25 protein-coding genes and 1 pseudogene are annotated in these 25,453 nt (G+C 67.9%); 10 read left to right on the top strand and 16 right to left on the bottom strand.

Annotated features, from left to right (window positions below):
- Positions 1-6: 6 nt before the first annotated feature.
- On the bottom strand, positions 7-1,074 hold the full coding sequence (locus ACFVWG_RS40920; RefSeq protein ID WP_391548930.1) for an NAD(+)/NADH kinase: 1,068 nt from the start codon (positions 1,072-1,074) through the stop codon (positions 7-9).
- Between the two features lie 600 nt (positions 1,075-1,674).
- On the opposite strand from ACFVWG_RS40920, the pseudogene ACFVWG_RS40915 reads away from it, so the two are divergent.
- Positions 1,675-2,490 (top strand): annotated as a pseudogene (locus ACFVWG_RS40915) (hypothetical protein); the annotation flags it as partial.
- 250 nt (positions 2,491-2,740) lie between these two features.
- On the opposite strand, the gene ACFVWG_RS40910 reads toward ACFVWG_RS40915, so the two are convergent.
- From ACFVWG_RS40910 to tatA, 4 genes are all read right to left on the bottom strand, one after another.
- Positions 2,741-3,853: a hemolysin family protein gene (locus ACFVWG_RS40910; RefSeq protein WP_391548929.1), complete on the bottom strand. Its 1,113-nt coding sequence runs from the start codon at positions 3,851-3,853 to the stop codon at positions 2,741-2,743.
- Positions 3,850-5,187, bottom strand: a complete 1,338-nt coding sequence (locus tag ACFVWG_RS40905; protein WP_391548928.1) for a hemolysin family protein — start codon at positions 5,185-5,187, stop codon at positions 3,850-3,852. The genes ACFVWG_RS40910 and ACFVWG_RS40905 overlap by 4 nt, the downstream gene beginning before the upstream one ends.
- 95 nt (positions 5,188-5,282) lie before the next feature.
- Entirely contained in the window at positions 5,283-5,987 is a 705-nt protein-coding gene (locus ACFVWG_RS40900) for a uridine kinase (protein WP_391548927.1), read from the bottom strand.
- A gap of 21 nt (positions 5,988-6,008) precedes the next feature.
- On the bottom strand, positions 6,009-6,242 hold the full coding sequence (gene tatA / locus ACFVWG_RS40895) for a twin-arginine translocase TatA/TatE family subunit (protein ID WP_391548926.1): 234 nt from the start codon (positions 6,240-6,242) through the stop codon (positions 6,009-6,011).
- A gap of 231 nt (positions 6,243-6,473) precedes the next feature.
- Here tatA and ACFVWG_RS40890 point away from each other — a divergent pair, with 231 nt between their 5' ends.
- A complete protein-coding gene (locus tag ACFVWG_RS40890; RefSeq protein ID WP_391548925.1) occupies positions 6,474-7,154 on the top strand; it encodes a TIGR03089 family protein in 681 nt (226 codons plus the stop codon).
- Positions 7,154-7,933, top strand: coding sequence for an SDR family NAD(P)-dependent oxidoreductase (locus ACFVWG_RS40885; RefSeq protein ID WP_391548924.1), 780 nt, complete (start codon positions 7,154-7,156; stop codon positions 7,931-7,933). The genes ACFVWG_RS40890 and ACFVWG_RS40885 overlap by 1 nt, the downstream gene beginning before the upstream one ends.
- Here ACFVWG_RS40885 and ACFVWG_RS40880 read toward each other — a convergent pair.
- The 5 genes from ACFVWG_RS40880 to ACFVWG_RS40860 all read right to left on the bottom strand — a co-directional run bounded on the left by ACFVWG_RS40880 (position 7,930) and on the right by ACFVWG_RS40860 (position 13,653).
- The gene (locus ACFVWG_RS40880) at positions 7,930-8,244 is read right to left on the bottom strand and encodes a hypothetical protein (RefSeq protein ID WP_391548922.1); all 315 of its coding nucleotides are present in this window, start codon (positions 8,242-8,244) and stop codon (positions 7,930-7,932) included. The genes ACFVWG_RS40885 and ACFVWG_RS40880 overlap by 4 nt on opposite strands.
- 17 nt (positions 8,245-8,261) lie before the next feature.
- A complete protein-coding gene (galE, locus tag ACFVWG_RS40875; protein ID WP_391548921.1) occupies positions 8,262-9,218 on the bottom strand; it encodes a UDP-glucose 4-epimerase GalE in 957 nt (318 codons plus the stop codon).
- Between the two features lie 549 nt (positions 9,219-9,767).
- Entirely contained in the window at positions 9,768-10,376 is a 609-nt protein-coding gene (locus ACFVWG_RS40870) for a class I SAM-dependent methyltransferase (protein WP_391548920.1), read from the bottom strand.
- Positions 10,377-10,592: 216 nt separating this feature from the next.
- Complete coding sequence (locus tag ACFVWG_RS40865; RefSeq protein ID WP_391548919.1) at positions 10,593-12,677, bottom strand: spermidine synthase; 2,085 nt, start codon at positions 12,675-12,677, stop codon at positions 10,593-10,595.
- Positions 12,678-12,825: 148 nt separating this feature from the next.
- The gene (locus ACFVWG_RS40860; protein ID WP_391548917.1) at positions 12,826-13,653 is read right to left on the bottom strand and encodes a serine protease; all 828 of its coding nucleotides are present in this window, start codon (positions 13,651-13,653) and stop codon (positions 12,826-12,828) included.
- 291 nt (positions 13,654-13,944) lie between these two features.
- On the opposite strand from ACFVWG_RS40860, the gene ACFVWG_RS40855 reads away from it, so the two are divergent.
- Together ACFVWG_RS40855 and ACFVWG_RS40850 are read left to right on the top strand one after the other, a co-directional pair.
- Positions 13,945-15,414 carry an LCP family protein gene (locus ACFVWG_RS40855; protein WP_391548916.1) on the top strand — a complete coding sequence of 490 codons (1,470 nt, stop codon included), beginning with the start codon at positions 13,945-13,947 and terminating at the stop codon, positions 15,412-15,414.
- Between the two features lie 6 nt (positions 15,415-15,420).
- On the top strand, positions 15,421-16,425 hold the full coding sequence (locus tag ACFVWG_RS40850; RefSeq protein ID WP_391548915.1) for a glycosyltransferase family 2 protein: 1,005 nt from the start codon (positions 15,421-15,423) through the stop codon (positions 16,423-16,425).
- Positions 16,426-16,789: 364 nt separating this feature from the next.
- On the opposite strand, the gene ACFVWG_RS40845 is transcribed toward ACFVWG_RS40850, so the two are convergent.
- Positions 16,790-17,491: a tyrosine-protein phosphatase gene (locus ACFVWG_RS40845; RefSeq protein ID WP_391548913.1), complete on the bottom strand. Its 702-nt coding sequence runs from the start codon at positions 17,489-17,491 to the stop codon at positions 16,790-16,792.
- A gap of 21 nt (positions 17,492-17,512) precedes the next feature.
- On the opposite strand from ACFVWG_RS40845, the gene ACFVWG_RS40840 reads away from it, so the two are divergent.
- Positions 17,513-18,268 (top strand): S1 family peptidase, encoded by a 756-nt coding sequence (locus ACFVWG_RS40840; protein ID WP_391548912.1) that lies wholly within the window; start codon positions 17,513-17,515, stop codon positions 18,266-18,268.
- Here the strand turns inward: ACFVWG_RS40840 and ACFVWG_RS40835 are convergent.
- The 3 genes from ACFVWG_RS40835 to ACFVWG_RS40825 are packed head-to-tail and all read right to left on the bottom strand — an operon-like array spanning position 18,265 to position 19,934.
- Positions 18,265-18,918 carry a hypothetical protein gene (locus tag ACFVWG_RS40835; RefSeq protein WP_391548911.1) on the bottom strand — a complete coding sequence of 218 codons (654 nt, stop codon included), beginning with the start codon at positions 18,916-18,918 and terminating at the stop codon, positions 18,265-18,267. The two genes, ACFVWG_RS40840 and ACFVWG_RS40835, sit on opposite strands and share 4 nt — an antisense overlap.
- An 18-nt stretch (positions 18,919-18,936) precedes the next feature.
- A complete protein-coding gene (locus ACFVWG_RS40830; RefSeq protein WP_391548910.1) occupies positions 18,937-19,257 on the bottom strand; it encodes an AzlD domain-containing protein in 321 nt (106 codons plus the stop codon).
- Positions 19,257-19,934, bottom strand: coding sequence for an AzlC family ABC transporter permease (locus ACFVWG_RS40825; protein ID WP_391548909.1), 678 nt, complete (start codon positions 19,932-19,934; stop codon positions 19,257-19,259). Before ACFVWG_RS40825 ends, ACFVWG_RS40830 begins: the two co-directional genes overlap by 1 nt.
- A gap of 81 nt (positions 19,935-20,015) precedes the next feature.
- Between ACFVWG_RS40825 and ACFVWG_RS40820 the strand changes: the two genes are divergently transcribed.
- Together ACFVWG_RS40820 and ACFVWG_RS40815 are read left to right on the top strand one after the other, a co-directional pair.
- A complete protein-coding gene (locus ACFVWG_RS40820) occupies positions 20,016-20,570 on the top strand; it encodes a helix-turn-helix domain-containing protein (RefSeq protein WP_391548908.1) in 555 nt (184 codons plus the stop codon).
- Between the two features lie 105 nt (positions 20,571-20,675).
- On the top strand, positions 20,676-21,758 hold the full coding sequence (locus tag ACFVWG_RS40815; protein ID WP_391548907.1) for a ricin-type beta-trefoil lectin domain protein: 1,083 nt from the start codon (positions 20,676-20,678) through the stop codon (positions 21,756-21,758).
- A 66-nt stretch (positions 21,759-21,824) separates the two neighbouring features.
- Here the strand turns inward: ACFVWG_RS40815 and ACFVWG_RS40810 are convergent, their stop codons facing one another.
- Complete coding sequence (locus tag ACFVWG_RS40810) at positions 21,825-22,655, bottom strand: SAM-dependent methyltransferase (RefSeq protein ID WP_391548906.1); 831 nt, start codon at positions 22,653-22,655, stop codon at positions 21,825-21,827.
- Between the two features lie 197 nt (positions 22,656-22,852).
- On the opposite strand from ACFVWG_RS40810, the gene ACFVWG_RS40805 reads away from it, so the two are divergent.
- A complete protein-coding gene (locus ACFVWG_RS40805) occupies positions 22,853-23,686 on the top strand; it encodes a helix-turn-helix domain-containing protein (RefSeq protein ID WP_391548950.1) in 834 nt (277 codons plus the stop codon).
- Here ACFVWG_RS40805 and ACFVWG_RS40800 read toward each other — a convergent pair.
- Positions 23,683-24,171 carry a winged helix-turn-helix transcriptional regulator gene (locus ACFVWG_RS40800; protein WP_391548905.1) on the bottom strand — a complete coding sequence of 163 codons (489 nt, stop codon included), beginning with the start codon at positions 24,169-24,171 and terminating at the stop codon, positions 23,683-23,685. The genes ACFVWG_RS40805 and ACFVWG_RS40800 overlap by 4 nt on opposite strands.
- Before the next feature lie 73 nt (positions 24,172-24,244).
- On the opposite strand from ACFVWG_RS40800, the gene ACFVWG_RS40795 reads away from it, so the two are divergent.
- Positions 24,245-24,838 (top strand): GNAT family N-acetyltransferase, encoded by a 594-nt coding sequence (locus ACFVWG_RS40795; protein WP_391548904.1) that lies wholly within the window; start codon positions 24,245-24,247, stop codon positions 24,836-24,838.
- Positions 24,839-25,453: the final 615 nt, after the last annotated feature.

Below are 25,453 nucleotides of genomic sequence, written 5' to 3'. Positions count from 1 at the left end.
GGAACCCTACCGGGCCGCGGAAGGTGCCGGCGGCAGCCGCAGGTGCGCGAGGTCGGGCGGCACCGGCGAATCCGACGGCAGGAAGAACGCATCCGACTCCCCGTCGACCCCGGTCGCCGGCGCGTCAGTCAGGCGGAACCGGTCCCGCAGCCGCCCGTAGAAGTCGGTCGGCCGCAACCGCACCAGCCGCAACGGACGCGTCGACCCGTACACCCCGATCCAGTCCCCCGGATCCAGCACGCCGCGCAACTGCCCGTCGATGCTCACCGCGGCCTGCCCCGAATGCGGCAGTACCCGCAGCGCGATCGGCTCATCCGGTGCGGCGATCACACTCCGGTTGAACGTCATGTGCGGCGCCACCGGCGTGAACACGATCGCGTTCGTATTCGGCGACAGAATCGGACCACCCGCCGCGAAGCTGTACGCCGTCGACCCGGTCGGCGTCGCCACGATCACCGCGTCCGCCGAGTACGACGCGAGCAACCGCCCGGCCAGATAAACCCCGAGCGCCACCTGGTGATCCCGTGCCAACTTCTCCAGTACGACGTCATTCAGCGCCGTCACGTCGAGCGCGACACCCCACCCGTTTCCCTCAGTACTCTCCGGCCGAACCGCCGGCGGCGGCAACGCCGGCCCATGCCCGTACCGCAGCAGCGACTCGATCCCATCCGGAATCTCCAACGCCCGCGAAGCCCGCATCGTGAGCGTCATCCGCTCCTCGATCGTCGCCCCACCGTGGTGCACCGCCTCCAGCGCCGCCTCCACGTCCTTGCACGCGACCTCGGTCAGAAACCCGACCTTCCCCAGATCCACCCCCAGTACGGCGGCATTGTTCTTCGCCGCGATCCGGGCACCCCGCAAGAACGTCCCGTCCCCACCCAGTGTCACCACCAGATCCGGATCCCCCGCATGATGCAGCTCGGCCATCCCGCTACGCCGGCCCTCATGGCCCTTCCACACGTCGATATCGGTACACCCGATCCCGTGCTTATCAGCCCAGGCCCGCACCGTCTCCGCCGTCCGGACGGCCATCTCCCGCCCCTGGTGAACCACAAGCCCGATCCGCTCAACCACGCCGCATCCTCCTCAGCCCACAGATGCCCCAACGGTAGCTCCCGGCCCCCCGCACAACAGCCCGTGCCGGGGTGAGGCGGTGGTTCCCCACCCTCCGAGCCCCACCCACCGAGCCCCACCCACCGGACAACCCCACCCCACCGCCTCGCCCACCCAACCAACCGCATCTGATGGGTGGACCCACGAGCTTGTGGGTTCCCCCACCGCATGCGGGTGGAGAACCCACAACCTGATGGGTGAACCCCAAAGCCGGTTGGTTAAGGCGGTTCCGGGTGGCGCCAACGACGGCGCAGCACGGCGGCCGTTGGGAGCTACCCCACCAAATCGAGTGGTGGAACTCCCCGCCCTTCTGGACCGTCCTGGCTGATCCTCCCCGAACCGTTTTGGGGAGGATCCCCGACGCATTCGGGGGGTGAATCCTCCCCAGATCACCACGCGCGGAGCGCAGACGCTCCCCGGAACCGGTTCGGGGAGCGGGACTGTCGCCGGGCCCAACGTCCGAAGGATCGGAGGGGGGCTCTCCGGTTGTTCGGACGTTAGTGGTCGTGCTCGCGTAACGTCCGAAAGACCGGAGGGTGGCTCTGCGGTTGTTCGGACGTTATGACATTGGGATCCGTCGTTGACATCGCGCCGAATTGGCTAACTAACCGGCCTTGGGGTGAACCCATCAAATGGGACGGGGCGGCGGGCGGGCAGCGGTCAGAGGGGACGGGGCTAGCGGATTGGGCAGCGGCATTCAACCCTTGTACGGCGAGTGGCGCCACCGTGCCCGGCCGTCACCCGCGAGTGGCGCCACCGTGCCCGGCCGTCACCCGCGAGTGGCGCCACCGTGCCCGGCCGTCACCCGCGAGTGGCGCCACCGTGCGACCCGGCGCCGAGTGTGCGGAGCGTGTTGCCGGCAAACGCTTGTCAGCGACACAGTCCGCACACTCAGTCTCTGTACGGCGAGTGGCGCCACCGTGCCCGGCCGTCACCCGCGAGTGGCGCCACCGTGCGACCCGGCGCCGAGTGTACGGAGCGTGTTGCCGGCAAACGCTTGTCAGCGACACAGTCCGCACACTCAGTCTCTGTACGGCGAGTGGCGCCACCGTGCGTGGGCACGGCTCTCGCCTTTGTGGAGACCTACTGCCACTGGCTGGCAGCGAAGTACCACAAAGGCGCCCCTCCGCTCGCGACGAGCGCCCGCGCCAGCGCCGACCCCGGCCCCGGCCCCGGCCCCGGCCCCGGCCCCGGCCCCGGCCCCGGCCCTGGCCCTGGCCCTGGCCAACTGCATTCGATGGGGCACGCACCCTGGTACGGGACACCCGCGCGGACGACGACGACCGCGCCGTACGGGAGGCTCTGCAGACCGCCGACATCACCGAGTTCGCCTACCGCGTCTTCAGCTCGTTGTCCGGCGGCGAACGTGCGCGCGTCTCGTTGGCTCGAGCGCTGGCGCAGGAAGCCCAACTCCTGCTGCTCGACGAGCCCACCGCCGCCCTGGACCTCCACCATCAGGAAGCAGTTCTCCAGCTAGCCCGCGAGGCTGCCGCTGCCGGCGCTGCGGTGGTGGTTGTGGTGCATGACCTCAACCTCGCCGCGGGCTACGCCGATCGGGTGGCGGTGCTTTCGCACGGAAAGGTCGTTGCTGACGGCAACCCTGCGGAGGTGCTGACGGCCGACCTGCTTACCGAGGTGTATCGGCATCCTGTGGAGGTGTGGCCGCATCCTCAGACCGGCGCTCCGGTGATTTTGCCGCGGCGCTGACGATCGGGTCGGTCTCGTCGTCGAACTCGCCGATCACCTGTTCCAGCAGGTCTTCGAGAGCGACCACGCCCAGCGGTTCGGCGCCGGTGCAGACGACGGCCAGCTGAGACCGCTGGTCCCGCATGGTCCGGATCGCCGTGGCGACTGGAGTCGCCGGAGCGAGGTTCAGCGGCGCGGTCATCAGCTCGGCCGCGGTGAGCGTCGTACCGCCGCCAGTGGTGGCGCGAGCCGCGTCACGGACGTGCACGATGCCGCAGATCGTCGTACCGGTCATGACGGCGAGGCGGGAGCGGCCTTCGCGGCGGCTGGTCAGCTCGACCTCGCGGGCGCTTGCCGTCGACACGACCGTGGCGAGGCGGTCCATCGGCACCATCACCTGGGAGATCGTGATGTTCTGCAGGGCGAGCATCGCGGTCAGCAGCTCGTGCTCCGGCTCCTCCAGCGTGCCGTGCTCGCGGGACGACTCGATCAGCAGGCGGAGCTCGTCGGGACCGTGAGCGCTCGCCAGCTCGTTCTGCGGATCGACGCCGACCAGGCGGACGCACAGGTTGGCGACCCAGTTCAGGCCGAGCAGGAGCGGGCGGACGACGTACGTGAAACCGCGGAACGGCATCGCCAGCGCCTGAGCCGCGCGCTCCGGGTTGCTGATCGCCCACGACTTCGGCGCCATCTCGCCGAAGAGGACGTGCAGCAGGCCGATCCCGACGACCGCGAGGATCAACGCGATCACGTGCCCGACGGCTTCGGGGATGTGCACGAGTTCGAACAGTGGGTGCAGCAGATGCGCGACGGCCGGCTCACTCAGCGAGCCGAGACCCAACGTGCACAAGGTGATCCCGAGCTGCGCGCCGGCGAGCATCAACGACAGCTCGCTGATGCCCGCGATCGCGGCGCGCGCCGACCGGCTGCCGTTCGCCGCGGCCTCTTCCAGCCGATGCCGCTTGGACGCGACCAGCGCGAACTCGGCCGCCACGAAGAACCCGTTCAGCGCGAGCAGTCCGACCGAGATGATCAGAGCGAGCGTCGTACTCATGCGGTCCGCTCCATCACGACAAGACCGGGCACCCGGCGTTCAAGCGTCTGTACGACGAGTTTGACGAACTCCGGCGGAATCGGCCGGCCCTCGTGGTCGAGCCGATGCGGAAGCTCAATCACCACCTCGTCGCCAACCACCGGAATCCGGCCGAGTCGCGCCATCACCAGCCCGGACACGGTCTCGTAGTCGTCGTCCTCGGGGAGCGCGATCCCGGTCGCTTCCGCCACCTCGTCGAGCCGCCAACGCGCCGGCAGCACCCACGACCCGTCACCACCTTGGACGGGCGAAGTCTCCGGCAGATCGTCCTCGTCGCGGATCGCGCCGACCAGTTCCTCGGCGATGTCCTCCAACGTGACGATGCCCGCGAAACCGCCGTACTCGTCGACCACGATCGCGAGCTGGCGGTGCGCCGTACGGAGGCGTTCGAGGACGACGGGCACGGGAAGCGTCGACGGTACGACGACCGGCGGCGAAGCGAGTGAGCCGACGGTCACGTGGCCGCGGTCGGCCGGTTCGACCTCGACGACATCGCCGATCGCGATCACGCCGACCACCTCGTCGACCGAGCCCGCGATCACCGGGAACCGGCTGTGGCCGGTGTCCTGCAGCTCGACGACCTTCGTCAGCGGGTCGTCCTCATGCACGGTGACCACATCGACCCGCGGCACCATCGCGTGTTCCGCGATCCGGCCGCGGAAGTCGAGACCGCGATCGAGCAGCCGCATCGTGTCCTCGTCGAGGAGCCCTTGCTCGTACGACGTAACGATGATCCGGTCCAGCTCTTGAGCGGTCGCACCCTGCGGTAGCTCCTCGACGGGTTCGATCCCGACCCGGCGCAGGATCCGGTTCGACGCGGCGTCGAAGACGCGGATGATCGGGCCGGCGATCGTCAGGTACATCAACGTGGACCGCGACAACCGGAGCGCGATCGCCTCGGCCTTCGCAATCGCCAGGTTCTTCGGCGCCAACTCCCCCAGCACCATCTGAATCACGGTCGCCAGCAACAGCGCCAAGATGACCGACAGCGAAACGCTGACCGCCTCCGGCACCCCGGCCGACCCGAGCACTCCCTCGAGCCCCGCACCCAGATACGGCTCAGCGAAGTACCCCGCCAGCAACGCGGTCACCGTGATCCCCACCTGCGACCCCGACAACACGAACGACAGCCGCGACGTCACCTTCAACGCCCGCACCGCCGCCGCATCGCCCGCATCGGCCAACGTCCGCAGCCGGCTCCGGTCCACCGCCACGTACGCGAACTCCTGCGACACGAAGTAGCCCGTGGCAACAGTCAGCACCAGGATCAGTCCCAGGCCGCCCAGAATCAGCATGCCCCGACCCTAGTCAATCCCCCACCCAACGCCCCGCCGCCGTGCTGTCTGCACAAGGACAGGACGTATACGCCCACTGCCCGCCCCCGCCCCGCTCAGCAACCGCCCGAACCACGGCCTAAGGACCCACACCTCCTGTCGGTAGGCAGCGAGCTGACGAGGACCTTGCCGGGCGGCTGGGGCAGAGCGGAGGTGCCGGCAACGGTGATGTCGGCGCGTTCCCAGGGGCGGTCGGCGTCGAGGAACGGCAGCTCGGCGGCCATCCAGGTGTGCCAGAAGGCGACGGTGGCTGCGGGATCACCGTTGACGGCGGAGGCGACGTCGCGAGCCAGACCGAGGCGTTCGGCCTCTGCGTAGTCGGATTGGACCCAGACCAGGCAATCGATCAGCTCGGAGAGTTCTCGGCGGCCGGCGCCAACACCTTCAACGATCACCAGCGACCGACCGGCCGGTACAGCGATCTGACCGGAACGACCGTGGAGGTCCCAGGCCGGGGGCCGGTAGGACACTTCCTCGCCTCGTCGGAGCGGTCCAAGTACTCCGTCGGCCAGCAGCTCGGTCCAGCCGAACATCGGGGCGTGCCAGGCAACGTCGTCGACGTGGACGACCGTGGAGTCCGGCACTGCGTCGGACAGCCGTTGGGCCAGCGTGGACTTACCTCCGCCGCTACGCCCGTCGACCGCCACGATGCACGGACCGAAGGCCGGCGCCGTACCGGCGATCAGCTCCGTGAGAACGGCGACCCGGACAGCGCGCCATGGGCCGGCAGGTGGCTCGCCTGGGAGGGTTCGCAGGGTCACACCAGCAGTGTGACCCAACGGCTACGGCTTGTGCTCGGTCGTCGGCGCGGCCGCCGTGGGCGGAGCGGCTACCGTCGGCGCGGCCGCGACGGCGGGGGTGTCTTCGCTGTCGCTCTGCACCTTCTTGAACTCCTTCATCGCCTGCGCGGCACTCCGCGTGAGCTCCGGGAGCTTCTTCGCTCCGAAGAGCAACACCACGATGATGAGGATGACGACCCATTCGCCGCCTTCGGGCAGCGCGAGCAGTGGAGCCATGACCAGCCTTCTTTCCGTAGGGCGTGTCTCTCGATCCCGCGCCGTAGCGAGCATGTGCTCGGTGCGGTAGCTCGGTGCGCTGGGGCGAAGGCCTCGATGCTTTTCCATCGTGGCCTTTGCACCAGTGCGGCGAGGTGCCGTGCCGAGTGCAGCGCAGTAGGCGTGGGGTCGAGAGATACGCGCTAGTCCCCAGCCAACTTACGCCGGTCCGGCAAACGTAGGGTGGGCCATATGTCACAGGTTCTGCCCGAGCTTTTCGCCACTGCGGTCCGCCGGGACGGGGCGAGCCCCTTCCTCACCTACTACGACGACGAGACCGGTGAGCGGATCGAGCTCAGCGCGGTGACCACCGCGAACTGGGTGGCCAAGACCGCCAACCTCCTCGTCGACGAGTACGACCTGGAAGCCGGCGAGACCGTTGCGATCGGTTTGCCGCCGCATTGGCTGGGCGTGGTCTGGGCGCTGGCGACCTGGTCGGCCGGGGCCGCGCTCACCTCCAAGACCGGCGCCCTCGCGATCACGGGGCCGGACTTCGCCGTCCGTGGTGAGCGGGAGACGATCGCGTCCGCGCTCCTGCCGCTGGGCGGCCGGTTCCGCGAACCGATTCCGGAGGGCATCCAGGACTACGGCGCCGAGGTCTACAACCACCCCGACGTGTTCGTCCCGTTCGACGCCCCGACCGCCGACTCCCCGGCGTACGACGAACTCACGCACGCCGACCTGATCGGTACGGCGGAACCGATCGCCGACCGCATTCTGACCACTCGCGACCTGACGACCCGGGACGGAATTAGGGTCTTGATCGGGGCGATCATCGGCGGCGGCTCGATCGTGTTGTGCCGCCACCTGGACGCCGCGAAACTCGACCGCCGGGTGGCGGACGAGAAGGTCGATCGAGTCCTGGAGGACTAGTGCAACGGTTCGAGGGGCGGGTGGCACTCGTCACGGCGGGTGCGCAGGGAATCGGCGCGGCGGTGGCGCGGCGGATCGCGGCCGAGGGCGGCTCGGTGGTGATCACCGATCTGCAGGAGGACAAGATCGGCGAGCTCGCGACTGAGCTCGGTGAGCAGGCGATCGGGGTCCGCACCGACGTGACGAACCGTGCGGACGTCGACGCGGCCGTGGCGGCCGCGGTCGAGCGGTTCGGCCGGCTGGACGTGGTCGTCAACAACGCGGGCGGTTGCATCGTCACGAGCGTTCCCGAGGACACCACGGACGAGGACTGGCACCGCCAACTCGACCTCACGCTGGTCGGCGCCTCGCGCTGTATCCAGGCCGCACTCCCGCATCTCGTGAAGAGCCGCGGCAACGTAGTCACGATCAGCTCGGTCAACGGGATCGCTGCCTTCGGCAACATCGAGTACTCCGCGGCCAAGGCCGGTCAGATCGCGATGACGCTCAACTACGCCTCCCGGTACGGCGATCTCGGCGTCCGGTTCAATGTCGTTGCCCCCGGCACCATTCGGACGCCGAACTGGGACAACCAGCAGGACACCCTGGAGCGGTTCGCCAAGATGTATCCGCTCGGCCGGGTCGGCGAGCCCGAGGACGTCGCCGCCGCGGTCGCGTTCCTCGCCTCAGACGACGCGTCGTGGATCACCGGGCACACGCTGCCGGTCGAGGGCGGCGTCCTGACAGGCCCGGTCCTGGTCAACCTCAGCACCTCGGGACACGCGAAGAAGGAGTACTAGAAGTTCAGCCAGTAGGCGACCCGCAACGGCAACCCTGGTACGGCGATCCCGAACCACGCCCCGCGGGTGATCAAGCAGCCGCCGCGATGCCGTCGTACCGACTGCAGGATCACTGAGCCGAGCACGAGCGCAACCAGCACCCCGAGCAGGACGCTCCCGAAGACGGTCCAACCACCCAGGACCGAGCCAACGCCCAGCGCGATCCACACGAGACCGCCGATGAACGACGCGGGACTGTACGTCGAGTCCCGCGTCCGCCACGGCTGCCGAACCTGCACCCCACACGGGCACGCGGTCGGCTCCTCATTCATGACCGGACTGTAGAGGCTCAGCGGTTGGCGGGCCAGGCCTTCCACGCCGACGCGAACATCTCGTCGACCGTGTGCGTGTTCTTCCAGCCGAGGTCGCGCGCAGCCAACTCACCCTGCGCCACAACGCGCGACGGGTCACCAGGCCGGCGCGGACCTTCGGTCGGGGTGAAGTCGATGCCGGTCACCCGGCGTGCGGCGTCCATGATCTGGCGGACCGACGTACCGGTTCCGCTCCCCAGGTTGTAGACGGGCTCGAGCGCCGTACCGGCATCCAGCGCACGCGCCGCCGCCACATGTGCACGCGCGAGGTCGGCGACGTCCACGTAGTCCTTCACCGACGTGCCGTCCGGTGTCGGGTGGTCGGTGCCGTAGATCTGCGGCACCTTCCCCTGCGAGAGCAGGTTGCACACGATCGGGAACAGGTTGTACGGACTCGCGTCGTACACGATCGGATCCCCGGAGCCGACCACGTTGAAGTACCGCAACGAGGTGTGCTTGAGGTCGCTCGCCTTGGCCTGGTCGCGCAGCAACCACTCGCCGATCAGCTTCGTCTCCCCGTACGGCGATTCCGGCGCGGGCGCGGTCTCCTCCGTCACCGTCTCGACCTTCGGCGTCCCGTAAACCCCCGCACTGGACGAGAACACCATGTTCCGCACGCCCTGCGCGTCCATCGCCTCCAGCAACGACACCATCGCCGACACGTTCTGCGTGTACGTGTGCAACGGCCGATCCACCGAAACCCCGGCGTACTTGAACCCCGCCAGGTGCACAACCCCACTCACCCCCTCCAGCGCTCCCCGCACCGCCGCGCCGTCCAGCAGATTCGCCTGCACGAACGGAACCCCGTCCGGCACGAACTCCGCCTTCCCACTCGACAGGTCATCGACCACCACCACATCGATGCCATCAGCAAGGAACGCCCGCACCACATGCGCCCCGATATACCCAGCCCCACCACTCACCAGCCATGTCATACAACGATCCTCCCACCCCACCCCCAACCCTCACCCCAAACGGGCCGATCCCGTACCACCCCACCCACCCGCCGCATGCACCGTCCACATCACCCGGCGCACCCGCCGCGTGCACCGTCGACATCACCCCGCACGCCAGGCCGCCGTACCGCCGCTCCCGCGCCCCGAAATTTCAGCGGATATCCCCTCAAGTCGCTGGTTCTCCCCTCAAAATTCAAGCGGAGAAGGGACCATTTGAGGAGATATCCCCTCAAATGCCCCGCGCCCCGGTACGGCGTTGGTCGGGGCAGGAGTGGGTCGCGAATCGGCCGTTGATCATCACGGACCGGGGCCTTGGACAGGAAACGGTGGGCCACCACAGGTCATACCTTGTTCAAACCCACCACACCCTGGGTTGCCCCCGCAGCTAGAGGTTTGCCCCCTGAAAATCTGAGTGGGCAACCCCCCCAACTCAAGGGACATCCCCTCAACTAGAGGGTTGCCCCACGAAAATCTGAGTGGGCAACCCTCCAGCTCGAGGGATATCCACTCAGCTGGAGGGTTGCGGGGTTAGCGGGTGAGGGTGGCTAGCCAGAAGTAGGTGAGGTCGGTACGGCGGACCGCGGCGGGCGCGACGTCGGCCTCGAACTGGGAGGGGGTGGGGAAGTTCTTCAGGATCTCGTACTCGCGGCCGTCCGACAGGCGGCGGGTTTGGTAGGTGTCCCCGTCCGCACTCGTGCGGGTGATCGGGGAGCTGCTGCCCTCGACGTACCGGTTGTCGGCGAGGATCACCAGCTCGGCTTGCTCGAGCAGGCCGCGGACGAAGCGCCGTACGTCGGCTCGCGGCACGTGGGACCAGAAGAAGCCGGAGAAGATCGTGTCGAACTCACCCGGGATCGGGGCGAACGCGTCAGCAATCTCGAACCGGACCGGCGACGGATAGGAGCGCGTGCGGGCGATCGCGAGCGTCTCCTCGTTGATGTCCGTCGCGAGCACCGAGTGGGCCGACGAGGCCAGCGCGGTGGTCCAGTAGCCCGTGCCGCAGGCGATCTCGAGGACCGAACGTCCTGCAACGAGTGACGGCAGGAGGCCTCGCAGCGTGGCGAGGTCCTCCTGCCGTTCGGGCTTCTCGTAGATCTTGTCGTACTCCGCCGCTCGCTCGCGGTAGTAGTCCTTCATGGTCGCTCCTCCTGACGGAGGTCCGAGCGACCCAGACATCAGAACCTAGCAGCTAGTGACCCGAGTCCGAAGTTCCTTGACGTAGGCGGCGCCCAGGCACGCACCTCGCGGCACCGGAGAAACAGCCACGATAAAGAGCATCGAGGCAGCTTCTCCGTCACCACGATGCACGCACCTGAACACCGCCTACTGTCAACCAACTTCAGATTCGGGCCACTAGGCCCTCACTGTCGCCTTCGATTTCGGGCGCAGGAAGAACGCTCCCAGATACAGGACGGCGGCGATGATCAGCAGGCCGTGGAAGCCGATGATCAGCGCGGCGTATTCGAGGCAGCCGCCGAGCATGGCGCCCAAGAGGTTCGCGCCGAACGACGCCGTACCGTCTTCGGTGTCGGTGAAGCGTTTCGCGAAGATGACGTTGGCGGCGAAGATCGGAGTGAAGGCGATGATCACCGCGACGATCGCGCGCAGGCCGAGCGGCATCGACAGCAGCCAGTTGTCGGGGAAGACCCACGACAGCACCAGACCGCCGAACAGGATCGCGAACATCACCTTGATCGGTGGAGTTCGGAAGCGCCTGGTGACTTCGACGGCGGCGAGTACCGCGACCAGCACTCCGGCGAACACGATCGCGTTGACGACCCACGTCGTACCGAAGAGCAGTGCGAAGCCGGTGATGCTCTTGGTTTCCAGCAACATAAAGCCCGCACCCAGCAGGAAGAGATCCGTGTAGGGACGCATCCGCTTGTACGACGATCCGCCGCCCGCGATGCCGACGCCGATGATTCCCGCGACCAGGATCAGTCCGAGAGTGATCAAGTACAGCGACGGAATCCGATCCGTGAACAGATACAGGAACGGCCGGTTGTCGGTGGCCGGCGGCGGAGTGACATCCGTGGCACCGGCCCATTCGGCTGCGCAGGTCTGGTCGGCCGCGGTGAGGCCGACGGTGACGACGGCCTGCTGCAGGGAGTCGCCCATCTTGTCCACGCAGGGCTTGTGACCGAAGGCCTTCTCCGCGGTCAACGCCAGGCGGTCGATCAGCCAGGTCTCGCGGTAGTAGTTGTACATCGCGAACGCGCCACCCGGCTTCAGGTGGTCACGCGCGGACTCGAACGCCTGCTGGGTGAACAGGTAGCTCTCGAGCCGCAGCGAGCTCGCGCCGTTGACCAGCGTCAGCGAGTCGGGCAGCGCAAGCAGGATCAGGTCGTACTTCTTGTCGGTCCGGGACAGGAACGCCCGCCCGTCATCGATGTGCGACGACACCCGCGGGTCCTGGTACGGCTTGTCCGGGTGCAGCGCCTTGCCGATATTGCGGATCCGCGGATCGATCTCGACCGCGTCCACATGCGCCGCGCCCTTCTTCAGCGCGATCGCGACATCCGAACCCGAGCCCGCACCGATGATCAGCACGTCGTTCGGCGCCTTGCCGGAGTTCGCTCGCTCATACGGCATCCCGTACTGCGGCTCCCACGCCAACCGCGAGTCCGCGGCGATCGCCTGCTGATGCGGTACGCCGTTCACCGTGATCGTCAACAGCGACTGGCCCCGGTACTTGTCATAGGCGGTCTGCACCTTGTAGTACGGCGACCAACTGTTCCCCGGCGTCGTCGACTCGTTGAACAGCACCCCGACCATCACCAGCAGCGGTGCCAGCACCAGCGCACCACTCAGTACGCCGGCCACCAGCGACTGCACTCCCCGCGGCCTCGGAATCATCAGCCCGGCGAAGACGACCGTGACGATCAGCCCCCACCAGATCGGGGGCGCGCCCAGGAACGACAGCGCCGTGAAGCTCACGATCCCGATCAGCGAACCCACCAGGTCGAACCTGTACGCCGTCAGTCGCGGCAGCTCGGTGAAACAGCGGCCGACGAGTTCCGCCGGACCGGCCAGGATCACGGCCGCGGCCAGGAAGATGATCGGCAGGATGACCCAGACGGGCGGTCCCGTCGTGTCCAGGCTGGTGAAGTAGATGACGTTGGACGAGGAACCGCGTTCGACGGTGACGGGCTTCCAGGTGATCACCAGGACGAGCAGTCCGAGCATCACCGGCGAGTAGTAGGGCAGCCACTTGGCGCGGCTGGACCGCAGGATGCCGATCCCGATCCCGAGGAAGGAACCGAGCAGCACGAAGTTGGAGAAGTAGCTGAGGTGGACGACGTTCGAGCCGGTCCAGCGGATCAGCGCGAGCTCGGTGAACAGCATCAGCGCGCTGGCCGCGACCAGCCGGGTCCGGACCCCGAAAGGGCTCGGCCAGTTCGTCGACGACACGGGTGCGGGAGGGGATTCGACAGCCATGGGCCGGGACGTTACCCGAATCACAGTGTCCTACGTCACCCCAATCCCCATTTCCCTGGCTAGGCACTCGAATGGGGGGTTCCGCACCCTGAACCAGAGTGCGGAACCCCCGATTTCGCTGGCTAGCCAGGCAAAGGGGGAGAGCGGGTTACGGCTTGGCGAGCTGGCAGCCGGCCTTGTTCAGGTCGATGGTGCGGGTGGCGGACAGGCAGGTGTAGAACCACCAGACCTGCTGCCCGTACGCCGCGCCCTGGTCGACCGTGATGTTGCCGTTCGCGTCGACCTCACACGGGTTGTTCAGCGTGCAGCGCTCGCCGTCCTCGTTCCCGGTGTTGTTGACGCCGATGACCTCACCGGTCGAGGTGCTGACGATCGGCGAACCCGACGTCCCGCCGATGGTCTCGCAGCCCGGCTGGCGGTACTTGATCGAGCTCTTCATCACCCAGCCGGCCTCGCGCAGCTCGGGGATGGTCGCCTGTACCGAGCAGGTGTAGATGCGCTTCCAGTAGCCGGAGACGACCGCCATACCGGCGCCGTTGGCCGGGGCGGACTGCGCCAGCGTCAGCGCAGGAACACCCAGCCGGGACTGGATCGCCGCGTAGGTCTCGGTGAGCCGGTAGAGGGTGACGTCGGTCTTGGTCATCGTCGAGTACAGGACCCGATTGGCGCGGACCGTGCCGGCGTTGCTCGAGCTCGGCCTGAGCAGCGTGAAGGACCGCGTGGACGAGCGGTCGACGAGCACCTGGCCCGGGCTCGGCATGCCACCTTCGTAGCAGTGACCGTTGGTGAGGATCAGCGCCGGATCGGTGGAGACCGATGACGCGAACCGGACCAGCGAGCCGGAGCAGTTACTGAGCGCTGCGATGCCGGTGAAGTCGCCACCAGGCGCCCGGACCGCGGCCGGAGCAGGAGCGGGGGCGGGCGCCGCCTGCGCAGTACCGAGGCCGGTCAGGATGGTCGCCGTGGCCGCAGCCACGGCAAAAAGGGGACGGAACAGTTTCATGGGGGGCGGTTCCTCACTGTCGATTTGGGCACCCCCATCTCAGCGGATCTCACCTACTGAACACCATCACAACCGTGTGAAACTGCCCGATAACAGGGTGTACGCAGGGGTTTTCCTGCACTCCGTGTCGGTCCTGCTACTCTTCGTTTTCGGACCCGCTCCGGCTCGAACCATCGCGTCCTCCGGCACGTCGTACCAACTGACCGCCAGGACGACACGGTACGGTCGGCAACAGCCCGCCCGAGCCGAGAACGGAAGGACCTCATGCCGCAGGAGAAAGCAGACCTGCGCAACCTCAGCGAGCCGAAGCGGTTCAAGCGGGCCCTGGCATTGCTGTTGATGACCCTCGTACTGCCGGGGTCGGCGCAGATCGTGGCAGGCAGCAAACGGGCCGGGCGGTATGCCTGGCGGGTCGTCGCGGGGCTGCTCGCGATCATCGTCTTCCTGGTCGTGCTGGGGCTGATCTGGCGCTCCGGAACCATCAACCTGCTCGCCCGGCCGGGCACGCTGCGGGTGGTGCAGATCCTGCTCATCGTGCTGGCGATCGGCTGGGCCGCGCTGCTCGTCGACGCCTACCGGCTCGCACAGCCGATGATGCTCGAGCGCAACCACCGGCTCGCGACCAGCATCCTGGACGGCGTCCTGGTGTTCGTCGTCGCCGGTGCGCTGATCTGGGCCAGCTCGTTCGTGAACACCCAGCGCGACTTCGTCGCCAGCGTCTTCGGCAACGGGCAGAAGTCGAAGGCCGAGCACGGCCGCTACAACGTGCTGCTGATGGGCGGCGACTCCGGCGCGGACCGGATCGGTACCCGGCCGGACAGCATGACGGTGGCCAGCATCGACGCCGACACCGGCCGGACCGTACTGATCGGCCTGCCGCGCAACCTGGCCAAGGTCCCGTTCCCCGCCGGTACGGCGATGGCCAAGCAGTTCCCGAACGGGTTCCAGTGGAGCAAGTGCGCCGCCGAGTGTCTGCTGAACGCGGTCTACACCTACGCGGCCGGTCACAAGAACCTCTTCCCCGGCGACCCGAACCCGGGTGAGACCGCGACCACGCAGGCCATCCAGGCGGTCACCGGGCTGAAGATCAACTACTACGTGCTGATCGACCTGGCCGGCTTCCGCGACCTGCTGAACGCGGTCGGCGGGATCACCCTGGACATCGGCAAGCGGGTCCCGATCGGCGGCGGCAGCTCGCCGATCAAGGGCTACATCGAGGCCGGCAAGAACCAGCACCTGGACGGCTACCACGCGCTCTGGTTCGCCCGGTCGAGGGCCGAGTCCTCGGACTACGAGCGGATGACTCGGCAGAAGTGCGTGATGTCTGCGATGCTGAACCAGCTGTCGCCGTCGACCGTGCTGACCAAGTTCCAGGGCATCGCGTCGGCCAGCAAACAAGTGGTCAAGACGAGCATCCCGGCCGGCGAGCTGGGCACCTTCACCGACCTCGCGCTGGACGCGAAGAAGCTGCCGGTGTCAAGCTTCTCCGCGGTCCCACCCCTGATCCACACCGGTAACCCGGACTTCGACCTGATCCGGACCAAGGTCGCCCAGGCGATCGAGAAATCGGAAGCGCTGGACAAGGCCGCCTCCGAAGGAGACGGTAAGACCACCAACACCCCCAAGAGCACCTCCACCACCAAGACGCCGAGTACGTCGACGAGCAAGCCGACGACCTCACCGACCAAACCCGCCACCGACGTCGACGACGTCGCTTCGATCTGTAAGGCCTGACCTGATATGCCGTTGTCCCAGTGGCCGCCCGTTTCCGTCGTGATGCCCGTGCTGAACGAGGAACGTCATCTCGAAGAGGCAGTAGGGCGTGTGCTCGACCAGAACTACCCCGGTGAGCTCGAGGTCGTGCTCGCCATCGGCCCGAGCAAGGACCGGACCCAGGAGATCGCGGACAAGCTCGCCGACCGCGACAGCCGGATCAGCATCATCGCGAACCCGACCGGCAAGACCCCGGCCGCGCTGAACGTCGGGATCGCGCACGCGCGGCACGACATCCTGGTCCGGGTCGACGGCCACGGTGCACTGACCGACGGGTACATCACCCGCGCGGTCGAGGTGCTGGACGAGAGCGGCGCGGACAACGTCGGCGGCGTGATGGCGGCCGAGGGCCGGACCCCGACCGAGATGGCGGTCGCCTGTGCGTACCGCTCCCGGCTGGGTCTGGGCGCGTCGACCTTCCACCAGGGTGGCAAGGCCGGTCCCGCGGACACCGTGTACCTCGGGGTCTTCCGCCGTACGGCGCTCGAGCGGGTCGGCGGGTTCGACGAGACCATGCACCGGGCCCAGGACTGGGAGCTGAACTACCGGATCCGCAAGACCGGTGGACTGATCTGGTTCAGCCCGGACCTGTCGGTGACGTACCGGCCGCGGTCCTCGCTGTCCGCGGTGGCCAAGCAGTTCTTCCACACCGGCCAGTGGCGCCGCGAGGTGATCCGCCGGCACCCCGAGACCGCGAGCAAGCGCTACCTCGCGCCGCCGGTCGCCGTGATCGGCATCGCGCTCGGCACCATCCTCGGCATCATCGGCCTGATCACCGGCATCGCCTGGCTCGACCTGGGCTTCCTGGCCCCCCTCGGGTACGGCGTCCTGCTCCTGATCGGCTCCGCCGTCGAAGGCCGTTACCTCCCGTGGAAAGCCCTCTTCTGGATGCCCCTCGTCTGCGCCACCATGCACATGTCCTGGGGCCTAGGCTTCCTCATCGGCCTCCGCGAAAAGCCCCGCACCGTTTAGGCTCGTACGGTCTGACCCCGCACCCGCTGACCCGCACCGACCGTTTGAGGGGATCTCCCCTCAAATGGTCCCTTCTCCCCCCGAAATTTCAGGGGAGAAGGGACAACCTCGAGGGATATCCAGTCAAATTGCCGGTGGGCTGGACGGGCTGAGTGAGCAGCGCAGTCGCGGGGTGGGTCAGGCGATGGGGCGGTCGCGGAGGGCAGTCGCGGGGTGGGTCAGGCGATGAGGCGGTCGCGGAGGGCAGTCGCGGGGTGGGTCAGGCGATGAGGCGGTCGCGGAGGGCAGTCGCGGGGTGGGTCCGGCGATGAGGCGGTCGCGGAGGGCAGTCGCGGGGTGGGTCAGGCGATGAGGCCCGTGCGGTCTAGCCAACCAAGCGATTCCGAAGACGGGTGAGGTCTTCGGTGGTGAGGCCGCCGTGGCGTAGGTAGGCCTCGGGGCCGCCGTAGACCTCGTCGACGTGCTGCAGGATCGCGACGAGTGATTCGGCGCGGGTGTCGCGGAACTCGATCATCTCCGGGTGCTTGGAGACGTCCGGCTCGGCGGCCAACTGCTCCTCCAGCCAAGGCGCCAACCGGGACTGGGTGCGAAAGTAGTCGGCGATGATCTCGTCGCGCGGGACGCCGGCGATGCTGAGCGCGAGCGCGACGACCATCCCGGTCCGGTCCTTGCCGCCGTGGCAGTGCACGACGACCGCGCCCTCGGGCTCGTCCGCGATCGCCTTCACCGCGGCCGCGAACAACGCCGGCCGCTGGTCGAGCATCCAGGTGCAGGCCGCGACGATCGTCGGCTGCCCGTGGTCCGGATCGGCCGGGTCCGCGAGCCGCTGCCGCACCGCGATCGGCGTACCGGTGAACGGCGTCGGCGCACCGCCGACCTCCCCGTCGGTCCGCAGGTCCAGGATCCGGCTGACCTCGGAACGCCGTACCGCCTCGACGCCCTCGGGCGTCAGATACTGCAGACTCTCGGAGCGGATCAGCACGCCCGGCCTGATCGTGCGACCGTCAGCAGTAGGCAATCCACCGACATCGCGAACGTTGCGGCAACCGGGCCAGTTGAGATCCATGCAGCCATTATCGTGCGAGGCATGCGACGCCAACTCCTGCTTGCCGCGGCGGTCCTCACCGTAGCCGCCAGTCTGTCCGCACCGAGTGCCAACGCAGTGATCGGCGGTACGACGGTCGACCCGCCACCGTGGATGGTCGCGGTCTCGAGTCCCGGGATGCTGCTCCGCCCGTCAGGGCAGTTCTGCGGCGGCGTCCTCGTCCGCCCCGACAAGGTGGTGACGGCCGCGCACTGCGCGAACCTGTTCAAGCTCACGCCGGGCCTGCTCCGCGGCATCTTCGGCCGCGCCGACCTGCACGGCAAGGACGGCGAAACCGTGTCGGTGAAGAAGATCTGGGTGCATCCCGGGTTCAAGGAAACCAAGTTCATGGGCGACACCGTCGAGCACAACGACGTCGCCGTGCTCACCTTGAGCCGCGCGGTGAACCGCGCCACGCTCCCGTTGATCGACGCCGGGTCGGCCTATCCGGCCGGCGCACCGGCCGACGTCCTCGGCTGGGGAACGACGTCCGAGAGCGACAACTCCAACGCCGTACTGCGGAAGGCCGTCGTACCGATCGTGGCGGATTCGACATGTACGACGGCGTACGGCGGCTCGTTCGATGCCGGCATGGTGTGTGCCGGGACGACGCAGGCGGACACGTGTGAGTACGACAGCGGCGGCCCGTTGATCTTGGACGGCAAGCTGGCCGGGCTTACCTCCTGGGCGCACGGCTGCGCCCGCGCAGGCTTCCCCGGCGTCTACACGCGACTGTCGGCCTTCAACCTGCCGCTCTAGCGGTCCTGGGGGCGGTCGGGGTTCGGACCTGGCTGGTACGGCGGGGGTGGGGGCGGGGGGAAGGTGTTGGCCCCAGGCGGGGCGGGGATACCGGGCGGGGGCGCGTAGCCCGGTACTCGGCCGACCGGCTTCGGGCGGCGGCGGACCAGGCCGATCACCAGCAGCACTCCACCGAGTGCGCCGAACACCAGGACCGAACCGATCGCCCCGAAGATCGACAGGATGAACCCGGCCACGGTCGATCGCGGGCCGGCGGCGTACGTCGCGCTGGTCTCCTTGTCGGTGCACGTCACCACGTAGTCGCCGGCCGGGACCGGGTTCTCCGAGCGGGCGACGACATACCAGCTGTCCCCGTTGACGGTGATCTGCTCGGTGCCGTGCGGCTGCACGACCGGTACGTCGCCGGCCTGCGCATCCTTGATCCGGCAGGGCACCTCGAGCACCGGGATCGACGAGTAGATCGTCATCCCTCTCTCCTCCAGCGTCACCGGCGTCGCATCGTCGCCGATCACTTGCGGCGCGACCGGTGCCAACGTGACGATCCGCACGACGAAGAACGCCGTCAGGGCCAGGCCGACCACGAAACACCCGAGTGCGATCCAGATCAGGGTTCGTTTCGGCGCAGCAGTGGTGGCGGAGGGGCTGCTCATGGCAGCACGTTAGCCGTTTTACGGAACGCCGAGGAGTCTCAGTCCAGCAGCAGTTGCGGCGGCCGCGACGACGACCAGGATGAACGGCGCTTTGCGCCAGGCGAGGACACCACCGACCAGTACGCCGGCCGGGCGGGCGACCCCGGCCGAGCCGCCTCCGTCGGTGAGTGCGGCGGTCGCGACCAGTGCGGTCAGCAGCACGATCGCGGCGGCCGCGAGCAGGCTCTGGACTCGCTCGGGGATCTCGAACCGGCTGCGCAGCGCCGGGCCGGCGATCCGCAGCGAGAAGGTGCCGATAGCAAGGATCGCGATGCCTGCCAGCAGCAACGGAGTGTTCATCAGACGGGCTCCAAAGCAGGGGTGCGGTAGAACAACAGGCCGGTCAGCGCGAAGAGCACCGGGAGCCCAGCTGGCAGGAACGGCGTTGTGGCCAACGCGATCACGGCTCCGACCAAGGCCGCCGTACGGGTTGATCGATCGCGGAGGGCCGGTAGGACGAGAGCCAACAGGACTGCGGGAAAGGCTGCGTCCAGGCCGAAGACGTCGGTGTCAGTGATCACCGAACCGGCCGCGGAGCCAAGCACGACACCGAGGTTCCAGCAGATGAAGATGCCGATTCCACAAGCCCAGTACGCCGCTCGCCGCTGCCGCGGGTTGTCCTGGCCGAGGGCGAAGGCGACGTTCTCGTCGGTCATCAGGTGGCTGCCGAACCAGCGGCGCCAGCCTGAGCCGACCTCGTCGCTGACCGCGAGACCGAACGCGACGTGCCGGGTGTTCACCAGCACCCCGGCGATCATGGCGGCGATCGGGCTGCCGCCGGCGAGCACGATCCCGACGAACAGGAACTGCGATGCTCCCGCGAACACGATGATCGACAGCAGCACCGGCACCCACCAGGGCAGACCGCCGCCGACACTGATCGCGCCGTACGAGAGACCGACGACGCCGTCGGCCAGGCAGACCAGGCCGATGTCACGGGCCAGCCGGGGGTCGAGTGTTCGCCAGATCGAACGCATGGACATTATGATGAACACGAGACGAGCGTTCGTCAACTCGAACGACTGGACCGATGGAGCGAACACCGATGGACAACCCCAATGGATAGCAAGGCGCCACTGGATGTGATCGCGGCCTCCCTGCGCCGGCACCGCGCGCGGGCCGGGCTCTCGCTGAGCGAGGTCGCCAAGCGAGCGGGTGTCGCGAAGTCGACGCTCTCCCAACTGGAGTCGGCGACCGGCAACCCGAGCGTCGAGACGCTGTGGGCGCTGGCGGTCGCGCTCGATACGCCGTTCGCCACATTGCTCGATCCGCCCCGGCCGAAGGTTCAGCTGATCAGGGCGGGCGAAGGGCCGGTGCTCTACTCCGAGAATCCCGAGTACAGCGCGACGCTGGTCGCCTCGAGTCCGCCGTACGCGCGGCGTGACATCTACCGGATCGAGGTCAGCCCCGGCCCCGGACGCAGGTCCGAGCCGCACAACCCGGGCGTCGTCGAGCACGTCATCCTCGGCACCGGCCGCGCGCTGATCGGCCCGGCCGACGAACCGGTCGAGCTACACCCCGGCGACTACATCTCCTACCCGGGCGACCTGCCGCACGTCTTCGTCGGGCTGGAGGAGCGCACGATCGCCACGCTCATTTCCGAGCACGTGTAACGTTAACTGCTCACCTCTGGACATTCCTGCGCACCTCCGCGCATCATCATCCACGAGCGCGCTCCTGCACCGAAGTCCGCCCACTTCGTCTTGGAGGTCCGTCCCGTGAGACTCAAGTCCCTACTGCTCTGCGCCCTGCTCAGCCTCGGCGCCTTGGTGCCCGCGCTTCCCGCGGCCGCCATCGGCGTCACGCCCGGCACCTACGTGAACTACACCTTCGACTCGGCCTCGCTCTCCCAGGCCGAGTTCCGGATGACGATCAACGCCTCCCCCGGCCGTGCGAACGTCTACTGGGCCAACCAGTTCGGCTTCACCGCGCGCGACGTCGGCGGCTACACCGGCCTGCAGACCCACCGCGACGGCGTCGGCATGTTCATCTACTCACTCTGGAACTCGACCGACTGGCGCGCCGGCGACGCCGGCACCTACTGCATCAAGTTCCAGGAGGATGGCACCGGCGGTAGCTGCCGCCTCGACCGCACCCCGGTCGCCGGCCACACCTACGCGTTCGCCATCGCCGACGAAGGCAGCGGCTGGTACGGCGTGACCGTCCGCGACCTCACCGCCGGTACGTCGTTCAAACTCGGCAGCCTGCAGACGGGAGCCGGCAACCAGATCAGTACGTCGGGCATGGTCAGCTGGACCGAGTACTTCGACTGGAACAACAGCAAGGCCACCTGCGACGACGAGCCGTACGCGAAGCTGACGATGCCCGCACCGACCAGCGGCAGCAGTACGGCGCACTTCACCGGCAGCTCGGAGAGCAGCGGCTGCGCGGCCGACAGCCAAGTGACGATCTCCGGGACAACCGCCGTACAGGAGAACGGGATCGGCAACTCGTCATCCGGCGAGGTTCGCGGCAGCGGAGGCTGCCTGGACGTCTCCGGATCGGACAGTACGACGGTTCTGCTCTACAGCTGCACCGGTGGGGACAACCAGAACTGGGTCCATGCGGAGAACCACACGCTGCACGCGTTGTTCAGCTGTCTCGACGCGAGCGCGACCCAGGCCGGCACCGTGATCGCCTACGGCTGCCACGGCGGCGCCAACCAGCAGTGGACCACCGCCAGCGACGGCTCACTGCGGGTCAACGGCAAGTGCCTGACGGCGCCGGCACGTCTCGGCGATCCGGTAACCGTTGCCGCATGCAACAATTCCGCCGGTCAGCGCTGGACGCTCCCGGCCTAGAACGCGAGGCGCCCCGGGACACGTCGAGTCCCGGGGCACTTCGCCATACTAAGACTTACTGCCTGGCTAGAGCTTGCGGCCGACGGCGCCGACGATGCACTCCTCGACCTGGTTCAGCGGCTTGAGCCGCGGGCCGTCCGGCCACCAGTCGTCGCAGAGCACCAGGCCCGGGGCGACCAGCTCCTGGCCGGGGAAGAACTCCATCAGTTCCTTGCGGGTGCGGAACCTGCCGCTGCCCATCGGGCTGTGGATGAACTTGTCCTCCATCTTCTGGGCGACCGCGGTGTGCTCCGGAGTCTCCGGGTCGAAGAAGTGCGAGATCACCGTGTACGACCCGGGCACCACCGCGTCGACGTACTTCTGCATGATCTGCCCACCTTCGGAGCCGATGTAGTGGTGCAGCGTGCCGGCCTGGATCACGGCGATCGGCTGACTGAAGTCGAGGAAGTTCCGCACCTCGGGCTTGCTCAGCACCTCGTCCGGCTCGAAGATGTCGGCGCTGACGAACAGCGTGTTCTCGTTCTCCTCGAGCAGCGCGCGGCCGTGCGCGAGCACCACCGGGTCGTTGTCGATGTAGAGCACCTTGGCCTCGGGCTGGATCCGCTGCACGACCTGGTGGGTGTTCTCGGCGGTCGGCAGACCGGATCCGCAGTCCAGGTACTGCGTGATCCCCGCCTGGCCCGCCAGGAACCGGCACGAGCGGATCAGGAAGTTCCGGTTCGACCAGGCCAGGTCCTGGGCCTGCGGCGCGGCGGCCTGGACCCCCCGCAGTACCTCGCGGTCGACCTCGAAGTTGTCCTTGCCGCCCAAGAAGGCGTCGTACACCCGGGCGATACTGGCCCTGGTGGTATCCACCCCGACCGGAACCGAACTGGGAGCCTTGCTGGAGTCGGGCATTCGATGAACCTCGCAACCGTCGGGAAGTCTGTGGGAAGACTCTACTGACAGTAGGCCCTGGTGAACACGTCGTGCACGCGGGTCGCCCTGGACGTGTTCACGTTCTGTTGTGAAATGATCGCTGACGACGGCAAGAACCGAGGGGGAGGGCAGGCGTGACGGAACCGGCGTACGGCGGCCCGACCGCCCTGCGCATCATGCTCGGCGCACACCTGCGCCGGCTGCGCGAGGAAGCCGGTATCTCCCGGACCGACGCGGGCTGGGCGATCCGCGGCTCGGAGTCGAAGATCAGCCGGCTGGAGCTCGGGCGGGTCGGCTTCAAGGTCCGCGACGTCGAGGATCTGCTCGCGCTGTACAAGCTGGAGGACGAGGCCGAGCGGGACCGTCTACTGGCGCTGGCCCGGGAGGCGAACAACCCTGGCTGGTGGCAGCGGTACGACGACCTGACGCCGAACTGGTTCCACTCCTACCTCGGCCTGGAGATGGCCGCGGACCTGATCCGGACCTTCGAGCTCCAGTTCGTTCCCGGCCTGCTGCAGACCCCGGAGTACGCGCGGGCCGTGATCAGGATGGGCCGGTTCGAGGAGCCGCTGCCACGCGACGAACAGGACCGCCTGATCGCCCTGCGGATGCGCCGCCAGGAAGTGTTGACGCGGCAGCGACCTGCCCGGCTCTGGGCAGTCATCGACGAGGCCGTTCTGCACCGGCCGATCGGTAGCAAGACGGTGCTGCGCAACCAGCTCGAGTTCCTGATCGAGCAGTCGCGGCGGCACAACGTGACGCTGCAGATCATCCCGTTCGGCAAGGGTGGGTACACCGCGACCGGCGGCGCGTTCACGCTGCTGCGGTTCAACGACTCCGACCTGCCGGACATCGTCTACATCGAGCACTTGACCAGTGCGGTCTACCTGGACAAGCGCGAGGACCTCGACACGTACGTCGTCACGATGGACGCACTGTCCATCGCCGCCGCACAGCCGCGCGACACCGAGCGGCTGCTCCGCGCCGCGATCGAAGAGCTCGACGCCTAGCCGGCAATCTCCCGCCGCACGGCACCCGGACCTGGCCGGATCGCCACCTGGCGAGGCTCCGGCTCATGGCCGGCATCGCAACGCAGTACGACGCTCACGTGCTCACCGCAATCGCGATGCCGCGGCTCGATCGGCGCACCCCCCTCGGTCTCGAGGTACTGATCGCCCCACTGGATCATCGCGACCATGACCGGGTAGAGGTCGAGGCCGGCCTGGGTCAGGCGATACTCGTATCGCTCGCGCTGGCCGGGCTCGCGGTACGGGTGCCGACGCAGGACGCCGCGCTCGATCAGTGCGGCCAGCCGGTCGGTCAGCACCTGTCGCGGAATGCCGGCCCGGGTCCGGATGTCCTCGAACCGCCGGACGCCGACGAACAGCTCACGCAGGACGTGGAAGGTCCACTTGTCGCCGAGGATCTCCATCGTCCGCGAGATCGTGCAGTTCTCCGTCGAGTAGGCCATCGCCTCCGGAACCTGGGTCGTCATACCTCAACGATAAGTCTGCTTGACAGACTTAGCCAAGTGGAGTCAGGCTGAATCCGTGAACCAGACTCAGCCAATGACCCTCCGCCGGGGCGACGAGGCCGACCTGGACGGGCTCGGGCAGCTGCTCGGCGGCCTGTCCGACCTCAGTCGCTGGTTCCGGTTCCAGACCGCGATCGGCAGCCCACCACGGTCCGCGCTCCTGCTCCGGATGCTGCGCCCAGCCGGCGGAGCCTGGGTAGCCTTCCGCGACGACCGCATGATCGGCCACGCCATGTGGGCCTGGGCCACCCTCGGCCTCCCGGACCAGGCGGATGGCCGAGTCGCCGAGCTGGCCGCCGTGATCGCCGACCACGAGCAGCACCGCGGCCTCGGCGTCCACATGCTCGCCGTCGCAGCCGCCGACGCCATCGCCTCCGGCGCGACGCATTTCCTTTTCGTCGTCAGCGCCTCGAACGACGCCAGCCTCCGCATGGTCCGCCGCCGCTGGCCCGATGCGGTGGCCGAACGCGACGGATCGCTGATGACGTTCGTGGCGCCGGCCCGGCTACCGGACCAGCCGAAAGAATCGGCGGATGTCGTCCACGAGCAGATCCGGTACCTCAAGGGACGCGAAATGCCCGCCGCGGCTGAACTCCGACCAGTGCACGATCCGGTGCCGACGCCCTAGCACCTGCCGGATCGCGGGATCGGTCCATTCCCAGAACTTCTCGAGAATCCACGCCAGCCGACCAACCGGCGAATCGCTCAACGCATGAGCGGTGGGTCCATCCACCAGCCCATGGGTCAACCCATCAAATGGCGGGCGAGCCCATCACATGCGGTGCGTCCACCCACAACCGCATGGGTTCACCCACCAGATTGTGGGTTCCTGACCCCCATGCGGGTACAGAACCCACCAGCCCATGGGCCAACCCACCAAATGGCGGGAGAGCCCATCACATGCGGTGCGTCCACCCACAACCGCATGGGTTCACCCACCAGATTGTGGGTTCCTGACCCCCATGCGGGTACAGAACCCGCCAGCCGATGGGTCAACCCATCAGATGGGGGTGGGGGTGAGCCAGGTGCGTTCGCGGTCGGTGATGAGGCTTTCGGCGATCCGGGCTGATCCGGTGGGCGTGAACACGCGACGGTGGGCGTGAACACGCGACGGTGGGCGTGAACAAGGTATTGCCTGTTCACGCCCACCACGACCTGTTCAAGGCCCCCGCTACTGCCGCGGCGGGGGCGCGGGGCGGTCGCCCCCGGTTCGGGTCAGTCCTCTACGACGATGGCGAGGGCC

This window comes from Kribbella sp. NPDC058245 (assembly GCF_042882005.1).
Classification (GTDB): Bacteria; Actinomycetota; Actinomycetes; order Propionibacteriales; family Kribbellaceae; genus Kribbella.
This window is presented reverse-complemented; position numbering and strand designations above follow the sequence as displayed.

Bases quoted from the DNA above. Each gene is read 5' to 3' on its own strand.
- ACFVWG_RS40910 (WP_391548929.1), bottom strand. From the start codon at position 3,853: ATGAGTACGACGCTCGCTCTGATCATCTCGGTCGGACTGCTCGCGCTG.
- ACFVWG_RS40905 (WP_391548928.1), bottom strand. From the start codon at position 5,187: ATGCTGATTCTGGGCGGCCTGGGACTGATCCTGGTGCTGACTGTTGCC.
- tatA (WP_391548926.1), bottom strand. From the start codon at position 6,242: ATGGCTCCACTGCTCGCGCTGCCCGAAGGCGGCGAATGGGTCGTCATC.
- ACFVWG_RS40890 (WP_391548925.1), top strand. From the start codon at position 6,474: ATGTCACAGGTTCTGCCCGAGCTTTTCGCCACTGCGGTCCGCCGGGAC.
- ACFVWG_RS40880 (WP_391548922.1), bottom strand. From the start codon at position 8,244: ATGAATGAGGAGCCGACCGCGTGCCCGTGTGGGGTGCAGGTTCGGCAG.
- galE (WP_391548921.1), bottom strand. From the start codon at position 9,218: ATGACATGGCTGGTGAGTGGTGGGGCTGGGTATATCGGGGCGCATGTG.
- ACFVWG_RS40870 (WP_391548920.1), bottom strand. From the start codon at position 10,376: ATGAAGGACTACTACCGCGAGCGAGCGGCGGAGTACGACAAGATCTAC.
- ACFVWG_RS40865 (WP_391548919.1), bottom strand. From the start codon at position 12,677: ATGGCTGTCGAATCCCCTCCCGCACCCGTGTCGTCGACGAACTGGCCG.
- ACFVWG_RS40855 (WP_391548916.1), top strand. From the start codon at position 13,945: ATGCCGCAGGAGAAAGCAGACCTGCGCAACCTCAGCGAGCCGAAGCGG.
- ACFVWG_RS40850 (WP_391548915.1), top strand. From the start codon at position 15,421: ATGCCGTTGTCCCAGTGGCCGCCCGTTTCCGTCGTGATGCCCGTGCTG.
- ACFVWG_RS40845 (WP_391548913.1), bottom strand. From the start codon at position 17,491: ATGGATCTCAACTGGCCCGGTTGCCGCAACGTTCGCGATGTCGGTGGA.
- ACFVWG_RS40840 (WP_391548912.1), top strand. From the start codon at position 17,513: ATGCGACGCCAACTCCTGCTTGCCGCGGCGGTCCTCACCGTAGCCGCC.
- ACFVWG_RS40835 (WP_391548911.1), bottom strand. From the start codon at position 18,918: ATGAGCAGCCCCTCCGCCACCACTGCTGCGCCGAAACGAACCCTGATC.
- ACFVWG_RS40830 (WP_391548910.1), bottom strand. From the start codon at position 19,257: ATGAACACTCCGTTGCTGCTGGCAGGCATCGCGATCCTTGCTATCGGC.
- ACFVWG_RS40825 (WP_391548909.1), bottom strand. From the start codon at position 19,934: ATGCGTTCGATCTGGCGAACACTCGACCCCCGGCTGGCCCGTGACATC.
- ACFVWG_RS40820 (WP_391548908.1), top strand. From the start codon at position 20,016: ATGGATAGCAAGGCGCCACTGGATGTGATCGCGGCCTCCCTGCGCCGG.
- ACFVWG_RS40810 (WP_391548906.1), bottom strand. From the start codon at position 22,655: ATGCCCGACTCCAGCAAGGCTCCCAGTTCGGTTCCGGTCGGGGTGGAT.
- ACFVWG_RS40805 (WP_391548950.1), top strand. From the start codon at position 22,853: ATGCTCGGCGCACACCTGCGCCGGCTGCGCGAGGAAGCCGGTATCTCC.
- ACFVWG_RS40800 (WP_391548905.1), bottom strand. From the start codon at position 24,171: ATGACGACCCAGGTTCCGGAGGCGATGGCCTACTCGACGGAGAACTGC.
- ACFVWG_RS40795 (WP_391548904.1), top strand. From the start codon at position 24,245: ATGACCCTCCGCCGGGGCGACGAGGCCGACCTGGACGGGCTCGGGCAG.